At 49.4% G+C, this 18,163-nt stretch carries 15 protein-coding genes; 11 read left to right on the top strand and 4 right to left on the bottom strand.

The window, feature by feature from the left end; genetic code table 11:
* Nucleotides 1-854 precede the first annotated feature (854 nt).
* Nucleotides 855-1,505 (bottom strand): hypothetical protein, encoded by a 651-nt coding sequence (locus ACOJTG_RS01255; protein WP_420152139.1) that lies wholly within the window; start codon nt 1,503-1,505, stop codon nt 855-857.
* 243 nt (nt 1,506-1,748) lie between these two features.
* On the opposite strand from ACOJTG_RS01255, the gene ACOJTG_RS01250 reads away from it, so the two are divergent.
* The 4 genes from ACOJTG_RS01250 to miaA all read left to right on the top strand — a co-directional run bounded on the left by ACOJTG_RS01250 (nt 1,749) and on the right by miaA (nt 4,872).
* Entirely contained in the window at nt 1,749-2,291 is a 543-nt protein-coding gene (locus ACOJTG_RS01250) for a ferritin-like domain-containing protein (protein ID WP_420152138.1), read from the top strand.
* Between the two features lie 112 nt (nt 2,292-2,403).
* Nucleotides 2,404-3,021, top strand: a complete 618-nt coding sequence (locus ACOJTG_RS01245; protein ID WP_420152137.1) for an LEA type 2 family protein — start codon at nt 2,404-2,406, stop codon at nt 3,019-3,021.
* 82 nt (nt 3,022-3,103) lie between these two features.
* Complete coding sequence (locus tag ACOJTG_RS01240) at nt 3,104-3,925, top strand: hypothetical protein (RefSeq protein ID WP_420152136.1); 822 nt, start codon at nt 3,104-3,106, stop codon at nt 3,923-3,925.
* Nucleotides 3,926-3,954: 29 nt separating this feature from the next.
* Nucleotides 3,955-4,872, top strand: a complete 918-nt coding sequence (gene miaA / locus ACOJTG_RS01235) for a tRNA (adenosine(37)-N6)-dimethylallyltransferase MiaA (protein ID WP_420152135.1) — start codon at nt 3,955-3,957, stop codon at nt 4,870-4,872.
* 55 nt (nt 4,873-4,927) lie between these two features.
* Here the strand turns inward: miaA and ACOJTG_RS01230 are convergent, their stop codons facing one another.
* Both ACOJTG_RS01230 and pepT read right to left on the bottom strand, forming a co-directional pair.
* A complete protein-coding gene (locus ACOJTG_RS01230; RefSeq protein WP_420152134.1) occupies nt 4,928-5,761 on the bottom strand; it encodes a DUF3298 domain-containing protein in 834 nt (277 codons plus the stop codon).
* Nucleotides 5,762-5,883: 122 nt separating this feature from the next.
* The gene (gene pepT / locus ACOJTG_RS01225) at nt 5,884-7,137 is read right to left on the bottom strand and encodes a peptidase T (protein WP_420152133.1); all 1,254 of its coding nucleotides are present in this window, start codon (nt 7,135-7,137) and stop codon (nt 5,884-5,886) included.
* 192 nt (nt 7,138-7,329) lie between these two features.
* Between pepT and ACOJTG_RS01220 the strand changes: the two genes are divergently transcribed.
* The 3 genes from ACOJTG_RS01220 (at nt 7,330) to ACOJTG_RS01210 (ending at nt 12,071) form a co-directional block, all read left to right on the top strand.
* Nucleotides 7,330-8,610, top strand: coding sequence for a citrate synthase (locus ACOJTG_RS01220; RefSeq protein ID WP_102199777.1), 1,281 nt, complete (start codon nt 7,330-7,332; stop codon nt 8,608-8,610).
* A 388-nt stretch (nt 8,611-8,998) separates the two neighbouring features.
* Nucleotides 8,999-11,263: an NADP-dependent malic enzyme gene (locus tag ACOJTG_RS01215; RefSeq protein WP_420152132.1), complete on the top strand. Its 2,265-nt coding sequence runs from the start codon at nt 8,999-9,001 to the stop codon at nt 11,261-11,263.
* Between the two features lie 70 nt (nt 11,264-11,333).
* The gene (locus ACOJTG_RS01210; protein WP_420152131.1) at nt 11,334-12,071 is read left to right on the top strand and encodes a class I SAM-dependent methyltransferase; all 738 of its coding nucleotides are present in this window, start codon (nt 11,334-11,336) and stop codon (nt 12,069-12,071) included.
* Nucleotides 12,072-12,144: 73 nt separating this feature from the next.
* On the opposite strand, the gene ACOJTG_RS01205 is transcribed toward ACOJTG_RS01210, so the two are convergent.
* Nucleotides 12,145-13,062 (bottom strand): glycoside hydrolase family 43 protein, encoded by a 918-nt coding sequence (locus ACOJTG_RS01205; protein WP_420152130.1) that lies wholly within the window; start codon nt 13,060-13,062, stop codon nt 12,145-12,147.
* A 226-nt stretch (nt 13,063-13,288) separates the two neighbouring features.
* Between ACOJTG_RS01205 and ACOJTG_RS01200 the strand changes: the two genes are divergently transcribed.
* From ACOJTG_RS01200 to trxB, 4 genes are all read left to right on the top strand, one after another.
* Nucleotides 13,289-14,341 carry an FUSC family protein gene (locus ACOJTG_RS01200; RefSeq protein ID WP_420152129.1) on the top strand — a complete coding sequence of 351 codons (1,053 nt, stop codon included), beginning with the start codon at nt 13,289-13,291 and terminating at the stop codon, nt 14,339-14,341.
* Nucleotides 14,342-14,408: 67 nt separating this feature from the next.
* A complete protein-coding gene (locus ACOJTG_RS01195; RefSeq protein WP_420152128.1) occupies nt 14,409-15,029 on the top strand; it encodes a 7-carboxy-7-deazaguanine synthase QueE in 621 nt (206 codons plus the stop codon).
* Nucleotides 15,030-15,032: 3 nt separating this feature from the next.
* Complete coding sequence (locus tag ACOJTG_RS01190) at nt 15,033-17,030, top strand: OmpA family protein (protein WP_420152127.1); 1,998 nt, start codon at nt 15,033-15,035, stop codon at nt 17,028-17,030.
* Nucleotides 17,031-17,230: 200 nt separating this feature from the next.
* On the top strand, nt 17,231-18,163 hold a 933-nt coding region (gene trxB, locus ACOJTG_RS01185; protein WP_420152126.1), incomplete at its 3' end, for a thioredoxin-disulfide reductase.

Below are 18,163 nucleotides of genomic sequence, written 5' to 3'. Positions count from 1 at the left end.
ATTCGATGAGAAAGCTTTATGTCTTTTGTTATATATAAGACAGGGAAAGTTACAAAACGAGAATGCCGCGAGAATTGCTTATATGGCCCAAATCCCGGGTAAAGATGCTCTATCGAAATCTCAGCGACATGGTTTGATTGGAGTTTAGGGGCTTTGTGATTCCCTTGTTCGTGGGAGGTACGAAAAAGGTATCGCGTCCTAGTCTGGTTGAGCCGGATCTAAAGCGTCATCGTATGAGAGCACTTTATAAAAGAGTAGCCGGGTTCGGCGATACTTTGACTAGCTCCCCTGGAAGAGTCATTCGGGTGTTGCTCCGCATCGGAGGCAGAGTCAATCTCTATCGGATTCCTTCGGCGTTGGCCTGTTCGACTGAACAGAGCAGGACATTGGATGCCAGTTTCTAAAAGTGTATCTGCTAGAGAGTGTAAACCCTAATGGGACTGTCCCATCGTACTGGTTTAAATAAGATAGGCAGATTGGAACGTGGTCGCCGATGGGTATACGTTAGGAAGCTTTCGACTGTGCAGGAAGGCCGTTTTTGCTCGCCTTATATTCCCTCAGATTTCATAGGGAGCTAGGTACTTCCAGGAGTTAAGTACTCGGGTAGGAAGGGGTTTGGTTGAAGAGGCTGACTGGTGCAGGTTTTCAATTCTGCACCAGTCACAATCATACAGGAAGCTGCTTAGCTGCCGCCTCTCCAGTTTAATGTCACTAGCTCTGCATGTCATTCCTAAATTCTTCTGCTGGGATGGCTTAATCTGACAAGGCAGTTATTAATTATTGTGTATTTAATAATTATGATATAATACAATTATTGTATAGTAAGTAAATGTATAAAACTTGTAGTATATAAATTATTTTAAATACTGTAAGGTGACTTGATGGAAGCGTTTGGTAAACCGATCGACGGCATTCCAGCAGGCAGCAGTGGAGCGTTGATTGACCGCAGACTGTGTAATACCCAGCATACCTGATATAGTGACTTCCGTATGCCCCAGTAACTTTAAATACATGATGTCAGCCTGCGGTCCCGTCCAGCGGCTGACGATGGTTTCAAGCAGTACCAAACCCGTATTGAATTCCTCGTCGAAAGCCTTCCACGGAGATTTTACTTCCACGCGATTGGGATGTTTTTTCATACCCATTAAAAGTTGCTCCGAAGCCTGAAAGGCCTCTCCGTCGGATTCGCCAACGTTCGGAGAGCGGTAGGTGATGGTACCCATACCTATGGAAATGCGGGCATCGAGTGATTGGCCCGAGTAAAAGTCACTCTTCAGATAGGCCCGAATCAACAGGGCTACCCGTAAGGACTCCGCGGGTGTATCGACAATCCCCAGAAAGCGGTCGCCACGAAAGACTTCAAAGGGCAACTTTATGTTTAATGGATTCTTTCCACCCAAGCGATGAAAGATATCCTCCAGGTTTTTCTGAAGCTTTTTACGTTCGGGTATTTTCAAGGCTGTGGAATCAATCACCTCACCTGATAAGACAGCAGCTATTTTCATAGATCGTTATTTTGCTTCAAATATAAGTTATTATACTTTTAAATGTATATTATTAGATAAAAAACTAATTATTCAAAAATATTAGATATATAACTGATAATATATATACTGGAGATGAAAAGTGATAGCCAATCTTAGTTCTGACGTATAGAGGACCGTTGCAAAGAAATCCCCATCCATAGACACTTCTCTACAGGTACGATTTTCTTTGTCTACAAGCTGTCAAACAAACCTATGATTGTCATGAAAACCACGAAAAAAAACAACGTAACCTCAGTTTCCGAACAAGATTCTCCTGCTTTAAAAGAACTCTTCGTTGATGGCTTAAAAGATATTTACTGGGCTGAAAAGCACTTGGCCAAAGCCTTAACCAAACTTGCGAAAGCAGCCACTTCTTCCGATTTGAAAACGGCCTTTGAAACGCACAAGCAAGAAACTGAAGTGCACGTAGAACGGCTGGAGAAAGTATTTTCCATGATCGATGTGAAGGCAGTCGCAAAGAAATGTGAAGCCATGGAAGGGCTTATCAAGGAAAGCGAAACCATTACTGAAGAAACCGAAAAGGGTACGATGGTTCGTGATTGCGGCCTGATCATGGCAGCCCAGAAAGTAGAGCACTACGAAATTGCGAGCTATGGCAGTCTGCGTACGCTGGCCGAAAAATTAGGGTACCCTGAAGTAGCGGATCTTCTCCAGACCACTCTGAATGAAGAAGGGGAGACCGATAAAAAGCTGACCGTCATTGCCGAAGAATACGTAAACGAAGAAGCTGCGACGGAAGCGTAATAATTTAAAAATTATTTAGTACAATAGATGTTGTATACAGAAAAAGCGGTATCCTTCAAGGTATCGCTTTTTCGTTTACTTTTGTCCCACACGAACAGCGTTATCTACTTCCATGAAAAAGGTTATTCTATGGTGCTCCCTTCTGGCGGCGGCCGTAAGTTTAAGTCATTGCGGCGTCAATAAGCAAATTGCCGAGGCCAAAGCCCTGGGGAATTGCCGATACGACATCGTTTCTGCCGACAGCATTTTCCTGGCCGGCATTCCGGTCCGCGAGCTGAAAAGCTTTGAAGCTCTGAATCCTTTAAAATACCCGCAATTAAGTGCGGCACTGCTTCGCCAGAATGTACCGCTGGATGCTCGTGTCAATCTGGATATTCGGAATCCTTCGGGAAAAATGGCGGGTATCAATCAGCTTGAATATAAAGTATTGTTGACTGGACAGGAGCTAGCCACGGGTTATATCAACCAGCGGATTGCCGTAGCTCCGGGCGGTCGCATGACGATTCCCATCCACGTATCGGCTAATGCTTTTCAGTTATTGTCAGACGCCAAGACGCGGGACTCGTTCATTCAGTTCGTGCAGAACCTGGCGGGTAACAAGTCAAGCCAACCCAGTAAACTGACTATCCGGATCAAACCTACGCTATCGTTGGGTAACAAGCAGGTGAACTATCCCGGTTACATAACCATCGACCAGGAAGTAACGAATAAAATTCTGGTAGGCCGCTGATCGGTCTCATCATTCAGATACACAAGAGGGTAGAGCGAGGCTCTGCCCTTTTGTGTATCCATTAAAGCGAAGTAGCGTGACCATGAATCGTAAGTTCTTAGAAAACTTTCAAAACTTTCTGCAAGAGGAAATGCCCCAGGAGAACTGGCAGAAAGTTGATGAGGGGATCTATGAAAATCAAACCCGCCGCCTAGCCGTAGCCTTACGGACGCAAGCAGATCCAATTGTACTTTTACAAGATTCCGAACGGTACGAAACCCGTAACTGGCAACTGGTTCAGCTTTGGGAGGATGTGTGGGCTACGCAACGAACCTTGGTTAAAAGTCGTCTGAAAGCATTGGTCGGTATTTCGCAACGCATTCCCGCCCGACTGACGCTTATTCAGCCCTTAACGCCCGCCTTTTTTCAGGAGTTTTTATCCCAGAATCACCTGCAAATTCCAGTGAAATGTGCGTTTCGATACGGCTTATTTTTGAAGGAAATGCATCAGAATGAGTCATTCTTGAACGACCCTACGATTGTTAGCGGTTGTGTAGCCGTAGCCGGATTTGGTCCCATACGAGCCATGCCAAGTCGGGGTGATGACTATTATTCGGGCGAGTTAATTCGCTTTGCCAATGTGCGAAATCACACGGTAGTGGGGGGATTGAATAAACTACTGAAAGCCTTTTTAGGGGAACATCCCATGCAGGATCTAATGACCTACGCGGACCGTGACTGGTCGACGGGGAAAAGCTACGAACGACTGGGATTTGAACGCGTCAGTACCACGCCGCCGCAGGAACTCTGGCTTGATCCTGACACGTTCTTACGCTACTATCCTCACCGAGTCAAAGGTGAAAAACCCAGTCACTGGCGATCAATTTTTAATACTGGAAATTACAAATACATCAAAAAACTGTAGTCGTCGTTTCGACGCATGGAATGGTTTGTATGCATACACCAATTGTAGTATTAGGCCCTACGGCCTCTGGTAAAACCAGACTGGCCGTAGCCTTAGCCGCGGAATTTGAAGGAGAAGTTATCAGCGTTGATTCAAGGCAGGTATACCGAACCATGGACATTGGAACGGGAAAAGACCTGTCTGAATACGGCACGATTCCCTACCATCTGATTGATATTATGGATGCCGGCAAAGCGTATAATCTGTACGAATTTCAAAAAGATTTTAAAGTAGTATATGACGAAATTCAGAGCCGGAATAAACGACCCATCTTATGCGGAGGTACGGGGCTGTATCTGGAAGCGGTATTGAAAAATCACGCGTTTACCGCCATTCCCAATGACCCGGAATTGCGGGAGCAGTTAAGTACGAAAAGTGATGAAGCCCTGCGTGAACACTTTCAGCAACTCGATTCGGCGTATCACGCCGTAGCTGATTTGTCGACGCGTAAACGTACCCTACGAGCCATTGAAATTGCGACGTACCTGCAGCAATTTCCCTTCACTATTTCCGAAGAAAAACCCGCGTTGAATCCGCTGATACTGGGGCTAAATCCGCCGGTTGAAATGCGGCGGGAGCGAATTACCAAACGCTTACACGAGCGTTTGCAAAACGGTATGATTGAAGAAGTACAGGGCTTACTGGATCAGGGAATTGCGGCAGACCAGTTAATTTACTACGGTCTGGAATATAAATTCATTACGGAATACTTGTCCGGCGTATGGGACTATGAAACCATGGTTGAACGGCTTAATGTAGCGATTCACCAATACGCTAAACGGCAAATGACCTTCTTCCGGAAAATGGAACGCGATGGCTTACGCATTCACTGGTTAACGGGCTCTTTCGAAGAGCAGTTACTACAGGCCCGGCAGTGGGTGGAAGAAAAAAAGAATCGGATCGATTAAGGCTTTTATCCCGGTGGGAATACCCTAATCGATCCAATTCTATAGACCTGATCCTTTACTTAACGAAGGCTTTTAAAACACCGTCAGTATTGATAATGGATTTCAATTCGGTATACGGAATCAATAGCTCTGTGGGCCCTTCGGCGTAGGCTTTAATTTCGTACGGGTTGTAGCGAAATAATAGTCCTTCCGGACGAATGCTGAAATTATCGTTCAGGGCAAAGGCATTGTTCTCAAAAAAGTATCTTTCACCGTACGGATCACCTGCTTTCAGTCCTTCCTGCGTACGGAATAGTTTCTCCGCCGTGGCCGCTAAGGTCTTCTCATAACCGGGCTTAAACAACTCGTTCAAGGTTAGTTGATGTCCTTTGGGAGTCAGGTTTACGTAGACCAGATTCGTGTTCGGGTGAGCACCGCCCGAGTAGTTGTACGTGAGCGTAGCCGCAGCGATAAACTGGGGCGTTTGGTGGAGAACCTGCGTCCGAATGTCCGTTTCCCAGGCACTGCCCATGACGGGCTCATTGGGGAAGCGTTTCCGCTGATCGGCGATGAACGTATCGAAATCTTTGACGAAATCCTGAACGACCTGCGTAGGGGAAGCCTTCGCCTGAGCGGCCGTAGTTTCAGGACTGTCGAGGTAGCCCGAGGCCGCTACCGCGTGTCGAAGGAGTGAATCCGTCAGGACCTGATTGCCTTCAAAAACTGGGTAGGTAAACTGAGCACGGGCACACAGGGAGTCGGGGCGTACACAAAGCTGACTGCGAACGGAGTCGCCCTTGATGGTGTAGGCAAGGGTGTCGGCTCCAGCGGCCGATTGTTGCTCCGGTTTTTTCGATTCACAGGCCGCTAACAGCAGCAACAGGGGGAAGAAAAGGGAAACTTGTTTCATTACTAGAAAAGGGGATTGGGAATACAAGACTACCGAATTCAAAAAAAGGATGCAAGCAAAAAGAATCGGGATTGATTTTTAAACAGCCCCCTTCCCCGAAACTAGAGAAGGGGAAGGGATACTTAAGCTTTCTCTGCCCAGATCTGAGCGAGGTTAACGATGACTTCCACGGCTTTCTCCATATCCTGCCGGGACACCCATTCGTGACGGGAGTGGAACGCGTGCTCGCCGGCGAAAATGTTGGGGCAGGGCAGTCCCATAAAGGAAAGCCGCGAGCCGTCCGTACCCCCTCGGATGCTCATTTGCCGGGCGGCAATACCGCTGCGTTCGATGGCTTCCACCGCGTACTGAGCTACCTGAGGATATTGATCGAGTACCTCTTTCATATTGCGGTACTGTTCGACCACCTGGATAGCCGCCGTTGAATGGGGATATTGAGCCAGCACCTCCTCCGTCAGCTGTTTCAGAAAGGCTTCCTTTTCGTGTAGACCCGCTTCGGCAAAGTCCCGGATGATGAGTTCTACTTCGGCTTCCTCCACGGTACCGTGCAGATAGGTAGGGTGTACGAAACCCTCTTTGTCCTCGGTCGTTTCGGGGGAGAGGCGATCCTTGGGTAAGCGGGCCACCAGCTCCGAAGCGATTTTGATGGCACTCTCCATGCGACCTTTAGCAAATCCGGGATGCTGACTCACACCCTGAATGCGAATATGCACGGCGTCGGCCGAGAAGGTTTCGTCTTCTAGCGAGCCCAACGTTTCGCCGTCGATGGTATAGCCGAAATCCGCACCCAGTTTTTCCAGGTCCACCTTGGCCGTACCCCGACCGATTTCTTCGTCGGGCGTAAAAAGGATTTTTATCGTTCCGTGTTCGAGTTCAGGATGCGAGATCAGGTAATGCACCGCATCCATGATTTCAGCCACGCCAGCTTTATTGTCCGCTCCGAGCAGCGTGGTTCCGGAAGCCGTGATGAGGTCGTTTCCGATCTGGTCCTTCAGGTCGGGGTGATCGCTCATGCGGATGATCTGGGCAGGATCGTCGGGTAGTACCAGATCCGAGCCGTCGTAGCGGGTATGAACGATGGGCTTCACGTTGGCCCCCGAACAATCGGGCGAGGTATCCACGTGCGAGCAAAAGCAAATCACGGGAACGTCCGCTTTGGCGGTGGTGGCGGGTAGGGTCGCGTACACATAGCCATAATCGTCGAGTTCGACCTCCGTAACACCCATCTGCTGCAATTCCTGCACCAGTACGCGACTCAAGTCTTTTTGCTTTTCGGTCGAAGGGTAGGTCTCGGCATGCGGATCAGACTGGGTGTCGATCTGTACGTAACGCAAAAAACGTTCGGTTACGGTAAAAGAATAAGGACTTAAAGGCATTGATAGTCAAACGAATAAAGGTTTTGTACAAAACAATATAGCAAATTAGCAAGTTTTTTTGGGGAATGAAGGCGGCTTTTTTCCCGCATTCAAATTTATTTTTGTGCCGGGTGAAGGGTTTTTGTGTATTTTCGCTGTCATCAAAACGTTGCCTCTCCTCATACTGGCCGTTGCCAAACAAATTTTTGCTTTATGTCTGATTTTGCAGAACTCTCCGTAGAAGGTAAGAAGGTTCAACTTCCCATTGTCGTTGGAACTGAGGCTGAAAAAGCCGTAGATATTAGTAAACTCCGCGATGAAACGGGTTTCGTCACGCTGGATTCCGGGTACAAAAATACCGGAGCAACCAAAAGTGCGATTACTTTTCTGGACGGTGAAAAAGGTATTCTGAATTACCGTGGATACAGTATTGAAGATTTAGCGGCTAAAGCGACTTTTCTCGAGGTCGCTTATTTGCTTATTTACGGGGAGTTACCCACCCAGGAGCAATACGCTGAGTTTGAAGACTCCATCCGTCGCCACACGATTGTAAACGAAGGCGTACGGGCCATTTTCGATAATTTCCCCGTAAACGCTCACCCGATGGCTACGTTGTCATCGCTGGTAAGTGCCCTAAGTGCGTTCTATCCGGATTCGTACGACGAAAAAGGAAAAGACGATCGTCACATCATTCGTTTGCTGGCTAAGTTGCCGACCATCGCTTCCTGGAGCTATAAGAAAGCTCAGGGACACCCGGTGAACTATCCCAAAAATGATCTCGACTACTGCTCGAACTTCCTGAACATGATGTTCTCGCTGCCCGTTGAGAAATACGAGGTAGATCCCGTGGTTGCTTCGGCGTTAAATACATTACTGATTCTGCACGCGGATCACGAACAAAACTGCTCAACGTCAACGGTACGTCTGGTGGGTTCTTCGCAGGCTAACCTGTACTCGTCGATTTCTGCCGGTATCAGTGCTTTGTGGGGACCCCTGCACGGTGGTGCAAACCAGGAAGTAATCGAAATGCTGGAAGCCATCAAGGCCGATGGTGGCGACGTAAGCAAGTACATCGACATGGCGAAAAATGCCAAGACGACGGGCTTCCGTCTGTTTGGCTTCGGTCACCGGGTGTACAAAAACTTTGACCCCCGGGCCAAGATCATCAAGAAAGCAGCCGACGACGTGCTGACGAAACTGGGCGTGAATGATCCCGTACTGGAAATTGCCAAAGGACTCGAAGAGGCAGCTCTGAACGACGAATACTTCGTAGCTCGCAAGCTGTACCCGAACGTTGATTTCTACTCCGGAATCATCTACCGGGCCCTCGGTATTCCGACGAATATGTTTACGGTGATGTTCGCCATTGGCCGTCTGCCGGGCTGGATTGCTCAGTGGAAAGAAATGCGGGCGATGAAAGAACCCATTGGTCGTCCCCGTCAGATTTACACGGGAGCTACCCTGCGTGATTTCGTTCCCATGGAACAACGCTAATCATACGATTTTCAAAATGTGGGCACCGTCCCACATTTTTTATGCTTTTTACTTTTTCATGGCTTTTATGGGAAAGGCTTTCTCGGTTCGGGAAAGCCTTCTTTGATTTCCGGGATCAAAGTCAGGTAACCTGCTTAAATACGCAAGGCCAAATTTTTGAAAAGTCATTCCGCTGAAATTCCAAAGGTTGTTTTGGTCCATGTCGGTACGGTGTTTTACGGGCCAATTGTATTCTTAAAACCACCAAATGCACTTTTTAAAGGCATTGAACGGGGGGAGAAAGAATGCAAAAATTTCAAACCGCCCAGCGGACAAATCTAGTACCTTAGCGGTTTAAGGCGTCTGTATAAAGCAATCGAAAGACGCTCATTCAACAACAAACGTAGTAATGGAAGAGAAAAAAAATCTTCGCCGTCAGGACGCTCTGGATTATCACTCCAAGGGTCGTCCGGGAAAAATTGAAGTAGTTACGACGAAAGAAACAGCCACGCAACGCGATCTGTCCCTGGCGTATTCGCCGGGAGTAGCCGAGCCCTGTCTGGCCATTGCCGAAAATCCGGAAGATGTTTATAAATACACCGCCAAGGGTAACCTGGTAGCGGTGATTTCCAACGGTACGGCCGTGCTGGGTCTGGGCGATATTGGTCCGGAAGCCGGCAAACCCGTGATGGAAGGAAAAGGTCTGCTATTCAAAATCTACGCGGACATTGACGTTTTCGACATTGAACTCAATACCAAAGACGTTGATGAGTTTGTTCGGACGGTAAAAATTCTCGAACCTACCTTCGGAGGTGTGAACCTGGAGGACATCAAGGCTCCGGAATGTTTTGAAATCGAAGATCGGTTGCGGAAGGAGTTGAAAATTCCGGTAATGCACGACGATCAGCACGGTACGGCCATCATCTCTGGTGCGGCCCTGCTGAATGCTTTGGAAATCGTTGGGAAGAATATTCAGGACGCCAAGTTTATTGTGAGTGGAGCCGGAGCCGCGGCCATTTCCTGTACGCAGATGTACGTGCAACTGGGAGCCCGCAAAGAGAACATCACCATGTTCGACAAGGACGGCGTGATCTGTCTGGAGCGTACCAACCTGTTTGGCAAGCAAAAGGATTTTGCCGTTCCGACGCATATCACGATGGCTGAGGCCATTAAAGGTGCCGACGTATTCATCGGACTGAGTGCGGCAAACGTGCTTTCGCAGGACATGATACGCAGCATGGCGGACAATCCGATCGTATTCGCGATGGCCAACCCAACGCCGGAAATCAGCTACGAAGAGGCAACCGCCGCTCGCCCGGACATCATCATGGCCACCGGACGCAGTGATTACCCCAACCAGGTGAACAACGTACTGGGTTTCCCGTTCATTTTCCGGGGTGCCCTCGACGTACGGGCCACGGGCATCAACGAAGCCATGAAAATGGCCGCTACGTACGCACTGGCTGAGCTGGCGAAGGAACCCGTCCCCGATATTGTCAATATCGCTTACAACGAAAAGAACCTGACCTTTGGCCGGACGTATATTATTCCGAAGCCCATGGACCCTCGTTTGCTGACGACGGTAGCTCCGGCCGTGGCGAAAGCCGCGATGGAATCAGGACTGGCGACGCAACCCATTGAAGACTGGGAAGCCTACGAACAGGTACTGGCCAAACGCCTCGGTCAGGATAACCAGTTGACGCGGGCCATTGTCAACAAAGCCAAGAAAGATCCTAAGAAAGTCGTATTTGCCGATGCCGAAAGTCAGACCGTACTCAAAGCCGTACAGCAGGTGTACGACGATGGCATTTGTGAACCGATCCTGTTAGGTAACCGGACCCGGATCGAAAAAATGATCAAAGAAGACCGACTGGAGCTGGAAGGTGTACAGATCATCGATCCGAAAGCCGACGACGTGCAGCCACTGGCCCGTGAGTTTGCGAATGCTTACTACGAAAAACGCAAACGCCGGGGTGTAAGTCCCGCCGATGCCGAGCAGATCATGCTGCGTCGGACGTATTTTGGAGCCATGATGGTGGAAACGGGTAAGGCCGATTGTTTGATTTCGGGTCTGACGCGAAACTATCCGGATACCGTCCGCCCGGCCCTTCAGGTCATTGGACGGCAGGAAGGCATCCGGAAAGTATCCGGTATGTACATCCTGCTTACCAAAAAGGGTCCTTTGTTCCTTTCTGATACGACAGTAAACTTTAATCCTTCGGTAACAGAACTGGTAGAGATTGCTGAACTAACGGCTATTTCCGTAGAAAGTCTGGGGATTAAGCCCCGCATCGCGTTATTGACGTATTCTAACTACGGTACTGCCGATGGGGAAGACGCCGAGAAAATGCGACAGGCGACGGCCATTCTACGCGGTAAACATCCCGACTGGGTGGTAGAAGGGGAAATGCAGGCTCACCTGGCCTTTAATACGGAATTGGTCAAGCAACAGTACCCCTTCTCTGATTTAGCCGAAGAAGGGGCAAACGTGCTTATTTTTCCGAACCTTTCGGCAGCGAACATTGCTTACAACTTATTGAAGGAAGTCGGCGAACTCGAATACATCGGTCCCGTACTCCTGGGTCTGAAGAAACCCGTACACGTTCTCCAGTTAGGAAGTACGGTTCGCGAGATCGTTAACATGGTAGCGATTGCCGTGGCTCAGGCTCAATAATTTTGATTGTATTTAGGAACGGGGTGATGATCCAACGCATCACCCCGTTCTTTTCCAACCACCAATCCGTATGAAAGACCTCTTTTCCAAACAATCGGATGCTTACGCGAAATACCGTCCTACGTATCCTGCTGAACTATACGAATTTATTTTGAAGTACGTACCGGGTCGGGAAGCCGCCTGGGATTGTGCCACGGGCAACGGACAGGTAGCCGTAGCACTGGCCGAATACTTTGAACGCGTCGAAGCTACCGACATCAGCGAACAGCAACTGGCTCAGGCCGAGCCCGCTCAACGCGTACATTACCAAGTAAGCCGGGCGGAAGAGACAACCTTTCCCGCGGAGTCCTTCGATCTGGTTACCGTAGGTCAGGCTCTCCACTGGTTTAATTTTGAAACTTTTCACTCGGAAGTTAAACGAGTACTTAAACCCGGGGGCGTACTGGCTGTCTGGGGATACGAGTTATTGGAGATCAGTCCGGAGATCGATCCCCTCATTCTTGATTTCTATACAACGGTGGTAGGACCGTACTGGGCTCCCGAGCGGCATCATATTCAGGAAAAATACACGAAGATTCCTTTTCCGTATCAGGAAGTGCAGGTACCCGTTTTCTCTATGATCAAACAGTGGAGTTTAGAAGAACTGTCCGGTTACTTTAGCTCCTGGTCGAGTGTACAGGCATACAAGGAAGCGAATGGCGAAGATCCCGTTCCTGAACTCATCGATCAGATCAGTCCGTTATGGGACGTCGATCAGGTACAGGAAATCGAGTTTCCCATCTTCATGCGATTAGGTATTAACGCCTGATAGAAAGCATACCGTCAACAAAAAAGCCCTCAACGTGTAGCGTTGAGGGCTTTTTTGTTAGTAGATCCGTTTGCTACTCCAACGATTTTGCCAGTTCCGGGCTAACTTTCAATACCGTGCCATGCCGGGTTCCCTTCGGAAATTCGACCTGATCGGATACCTCTTCCCAGTGTTCCATGTCTTTGGAGCGAATGGCTCCGTATTTGTGTTCGGTATACTTGTCGAAATACACGTACACGTAATCACCAATTTGCACCGCGGTCGGACCTTCCGCCCAGTACTTGCCCGTAATCGGAGCCGAAACTTCGGTCGGGTACGGCCCGACGGCTTTACGGGATTTAGTGATGCGGATATTCTTCTCGGCGGGTTTCGGGTTTTCGTTTTTAAGGAACATGTAGTACCACTTGCCTTTCTTTAAAAGCGTGGCATCAATCACGCTAAAGGTCGGATTGAAGAAAAGCTTCGTATCACTGAACGTTTTGAAATCGCGGGTGGTGACGTAGTAAATCCGGTGGTTTAGGCCCTTTTCCCGTTCTGACTCGGCCACATCCGAATGACGTCCGGGAATGGTCGTAGCCCAGTAGATGATAAACTGCTTGGCCTGATCATCGTAGAATACTTCCGGAGCCCAGCTGTTCTTGGCCGTGGGTTCGTGCGTCATGACCGGAATGGCCTGTTGAGCGGACCAGTTTTTTAAATCTTTCGAGGAGGCGTAGCCGATGATCTGGTCATTCCAGCCGGAGGTCCAGACCATGTGAAAGGTTTGGTCCGGTCCCTGAATGACGCAGGGATCCCGCATGAGTTTATCTTTTCCGACTTCGGGCGTCAGGTACGAGGCTCCGTTACGGAGCGATTTCCAGTGCAGGCCATCGGTACTACTGGCCCAGTGCAGGCCATCCTGACCATTATCGGTAAAGTAAGCAAAGAGATACGACTGAGCCTGAACCGTTAGACAGAACAGCCAGAAACCGCAACTAAGAAGGGTACGCATAGATGGATTAGAAAACGTTGAACAAGAGAATGCCTCTGTTAAAGGGGACGGAAGTTTACGCAGAAATCCCTATTTTTCCGTACCTAAGGTATTGGTATGATTTCATTAGAGAGTCAGCGTATCCTCTGATTGTCCGGCGGGCTGGGGTTCATAAAGGCTAAAAAGAATCGCATACGAGCCCTCTGCCGGAAATCAGTACTGCGAACCCTGCTTCATTCCATCAACCATGAGTACCCCGAGTCAACCGAAACAAAATCTTCTTAAAAAAATCACCCATCAGGACGTCGAAAGTGCGGCTCTGCCCACCCTTGGCGTATTTGTGGGTCTGCTGCTCGCTCAGATTCCGTTTTTTGGCCCTTTTGCTGGATTCATCGTCATGGTGATGCAGTGTCTGATGAATGTGCGTCCGAAGGGTACTTATAAAGAACGCTTACAGATTTTAAGCTACGTGCTGCTGATTCTCTTGGGAACAACCCTCTGGGGGATCATTGGTACGTACCATTGGGTGAATGTCGTGCTGGGGGTAATCCTGCTGTCGGTGGCCCTGAGCTACTGGCGACATTTTTTTCCAGATGACTGGCGAAGCATCAATGCCCCCGCCGCGGCTCTGTACTTCTTTTCACTGGCCGTCAAAGCCGACGAAATAGCCATAGCGGCCGTGTTGATCAGCGGGGTACTCGCGATCCTGTTGCAGGCCCTGATGTGGCGGGTGTGGCCTGCGGCCTTTGAAAGCCGATCGCCACTGATGCGACTGCGTAGTCGCCGGGCCCGAAAGCGTACGCGTAAACTCGACCTGTCACTGGCTTCGCTTAAACCAGATTTGTGGCGGTACACGTTCCGGTTAGCTTTTCTACTGGTGCTGAGCGTTTGGCTCATTAGTTACACGCGTTCCTTTCACGCGTACTGGATACCCCTAACAATTGTCATTGTATTACAGGACAATCACAGCGATACGCTGAAACGGGTGGGCGGACGAATTCTGGGCACGTTCATTGGAAGCATCATCGGAAGTTTTATCCTGGTGCTACATCCTGAACCTGTCCTGGGCATGCCCTTACTGATTCTGTGCATGTTTACGTTCCTGTTGATCGTTAAACACAATTATCCGGTCGCCTGTATTTTTCTGACGATTTACATCATCCTGCTGATTGGTCAGCAAACCACGCATTCGTTTACCGTGGCCATTGAACGCAGTTTATTTACGCTCGTGGGTGGTTTTCTGGTATTCATTAGTTCGTTCATCTTGTTCTGGAATCGAAAACAGATGCAATCTTCCTGAAGAAAACTGAACTTTAGGATAGACTACCGCCGTTACGGTATCTTTGTGAAAAGAATCAATGATGACTATGCCCCAAGTGCTTGCCCCTGCTACGACACTACCCGTGATGGAATCCTTTTACACGCTACAGGGAGAAGGTTTCCATGCGGGAAAAGCCGCTTATTTTATTCGTTTGGGCGGTTGTGAAGTGGGTTGCCACTGGTGTGATGTGAAAGAAAGCTGGGATGCCAGCCTGCATCCTTCCTTTGGTATTGACTCCATTGTGGCGGGTGCCCTTCAGTATCCCGGACGGATGGCCGTGATTACCGGCGGCGAACCGCTCATGCATGACTTGACGGAATTGACCTCTGCTCTCCAGATGGCCGGATTCCAGACTAACATTGAAACCTCGGGCGTGTACGCCGTGACGGGTTCCTGGGACTGGATCTGTTTTTCTCCGAAAAAATTCAAGGAACCGCATGCCGATATCTATGAGCGTGCTGACGAGTTAAAAGTAATCATTTACAACAAATCGGATTTTGAATTTGCCGAGGAACATGCCTCCCGGCTCCAAACGGATGCCCAGCTGTTGCTGCAACCCGAATGGAGCAAACGTGACGTAATGCTGCCCCAAATCATTGACTACGTCAAAGACAATCCGAAGTGGCGGGTTTCGTTACAAACGCATAAGTACATGAATATTCCGTAATCCATGAACGCCATCCATCGAAGTCAGGAGTCCAGCCGGACCAGTATTCCTCAGGAAACGAAACGCATGTTACGCCGAGGAGGTCTCTTGCTCGGCCTGTTGCATGGGTTATGGCTGATGACTCCGCAACTTCAGGCTCAGGATCGGCGGGCTCTGGACGCGTACGAAAAAGGACAGAAAGCACTGGCTAACCGGGATTTACCCGGTGCCCGGAAAGAATTTCAGCGAGCCGTAGAACGCGACGAATCCTATGGGGAGGCGTACTTCCGGCTCGCTCAACTAGCCGAGTACGACCGAAACCTGAACCAGGCGGCGGTACAGTACGAAAAAGCCATTACGCTCAAACCCGAGTCGCCGGAAGTACAACCGGCGTATCTCTGGCTGGGCAGTCATTATTTGCGTCGGGGGCAGTATACGCAGGCAGCTCCCTTGCTCCAAAAGTATATTACGGGTCAGCAAGCCCTGACCAAACCGACCGCTGCCCAGAAAATCGCTTTGAAGCGGGCCACCCGCATGCTGGAGGTATGCCGCTTTTCTGAAGAAGCTATTAAACGTCCGTTAACGGTTCAGGTCAAACGCCTACCCGATGCCGTGAACGGTTTCGAGTCGCAGTATTTTCCCGTCCTGACGGCGGATCGGCAAACGCTGTTTTTTACTGGCATTGAACAGGAAAACGGTGACGAAAACCTGTACACCTCCGCGTATACGGAAGAGGCTGGCTGGACGAAACCCCGCCTTCTACCCGGAGCCATCAATACGATGGAGAACGAAGGTACTTCCAGTATTTCTGCGGATGGGCGTACGCTGGTTTTTACGGTGTGTCAAAGCCGCTTACGCCACGGATTTGGAAACTGTGATTTGTACATCAGCTACCGAAACGGGCAGGAGTGGAGTGAACCCGAAAATCTGGGACCGGAAATCAATTCCGGAGCCTGGGAATCGCAGCCTACGCTTTCACCCGACGGCCGGGTCTTATTCTTCGTCTCGGATCGTCCGGGCGGTATTGGCAAACGCGACATCTGGATGAGTCGGAAGGATTCACTGGGTCGCTGGTTACCTTGCGTCAATGCCGGGGCGGCCATCAATACGACCGAAGATGAGGTTTCGCCTTTTCTGCACGCCAACGGCCGCAGTCTGTTCTTTGCCTCCGACGGCTATACGGGCCTGGGTGGTTTTGATTTGTGGCTGAGTGAATTTGACGGAACGCGTTTCTCGAAACCCGAAAATTTAGGTTATCCCATTAATACCCACGAAGATCAGGTCGCTCTGTACATCACGGCCGATGGCCGTAAAGGCTATTATTCCCAGGAAGAGCGGATCCGGGCCGATCGCCATCAATCACGACTTTGGGAGCTGGATGTACCGGAAGCATTGGCGTCCCGTTTCAAACGAGCCAATGTACTGAAGGGTACTATTGTAGATGCTGCCAATCAAAAACCACTGGCGGCTAATCTGGAAGTCATCAATCTGAAAACCAATACTACTGAAGCCCTGCTACGGAGCGACGCCAAAACGGGTGAATATGCCGTAATCCTGACGGATGGCAATGAATACGCCGTTTTTGTCAATCGTCCGGGGTATCTCTACAAGAGTTTATCCTTCGATTTTTCGGGGAAAAGTACGGATAAGGTGCTGAACATGGCTCTGGAAAGCATCCGAAAGGATCAGCATGAAGTATTAAAAAATGTCTTTTTTGAATCCGGTCGCTGGGATTTGCAGGAAAAGTCGCAGGCGGAACTGGAAAAACTGGTCCGATTGCTCAAAGAAAATCCTTCCGTATCCGTCGAAATCTCGGGGCATACGGATAATGTAGGCGAAGACAAAAACAATTTAGAACTCTCCCTCAAGCGAGCCCGCTCCGTGATGGAATATCTCGCTGCTCATGGGATTACCGCGACCCGGGTCAAGGCCGTTGGGCTGGGAGAGACCCGACCCGTGGTGCCGAATACCAACGAGGAAAATCGGGCTCAGAACCGTCGGATTGAGGTGAAGATTCTGTAAAGGAATGCCCGGACCGGAAAGATTGTTAGAAGCAGGAAAACCTTTTTTCAGGGAAAATATGTTACCCTTGCGAGCCCAATACTGAAAACCGACAACCTTGATTTTCAGCAAGTCTTAAAAAAATCTTGCCTTTCCGGCTCGAATTGGCAATTTTTGTGAAAGCAACCGAGTTGCAACTAAGGTATTACTCCCATCATTTTATGTCAGCTGAACATATTCATTGCTTAATTATTGGTTCAGGCCCTGCTGGCTACACAGCCGCTATTTACGCTTCGCGGGCAGGTCTTCAGCCAATTTTATATACGGGTGCTCAACCGGGCGGTCAATTAACAACGACGACCGAAGTGGATAACTTTCCGGGCTATCCCGAAGGCGTAACTGGACCCGAAATGATGCAGGACCTGGAAAAACAGGCTCGTCGTTTTGGTACGGAAATTCGCTACGGATTGGCTACGAAAGTAGACTTCTCGGATCCGACCAGCAAAAAAGTCTGGATTGACGACACCCACGAAATCTGTGCCGATGCTGTCATTATTTCCACGGGAGCTTCGGCCAAATGGCTAGGTCTGCCGGGTGAAGACATCTACAACGGTCGTGGTGTATCCGCTTGTGCCGTATGTGATGGCTTCTTCTATCGTGGTCAGGAAGTTGTCGTTGTAGGTGGTGGCGATACTGCTGTAGAAGAGGCGAGTTATCTGGCTAAATTGTGTAAGAAGGTGTATCTGCTGGTTCGCCGGGATGAATTACGGGCCTCGCAAATCATGCAAAACCGAGTGAAGACCATCGCTAACATCGAAATTCTCTGGAATACGGAAACCGAAGAATTGTTAGGTGATGAAACGGGTCTTACTGGTGCCCGTGTGAAAAACATCGTAACGGGTGAAGTACAGGATTTATGCGTGACGGGTTTCTTCGTAGCCATCGGTCATAAACCCAATACTGATATTTTTAAAGATTTCATTGATATGGATACTACGGGTTACATCAAAACCGTTCCCGGTAGTAGCCGTACCAATGTAGCGGGTGTATTTGCCTGTGGCGATGCCCAGGACAATGTGTACCGCCAGGCCATTACCGCCGCTGGTACGGGTTGTATGGCTGCTCTGGACGCTGAACGCTGGCTGGCTGAAGTT

The sequence above is a fragment of the Siphonobacter sp. genome (genome assembly GCF_048595215.1).
Lineage (GTDB): Bacteria > Bacteroidota > Bacteroidia > Cytophagales > Spirosomataceae > Siphonobacter.
Note: the sequence above shows the minus strand (reverse complement) of the source record. Positions and strands in the feature narration are given on the sequence as shown.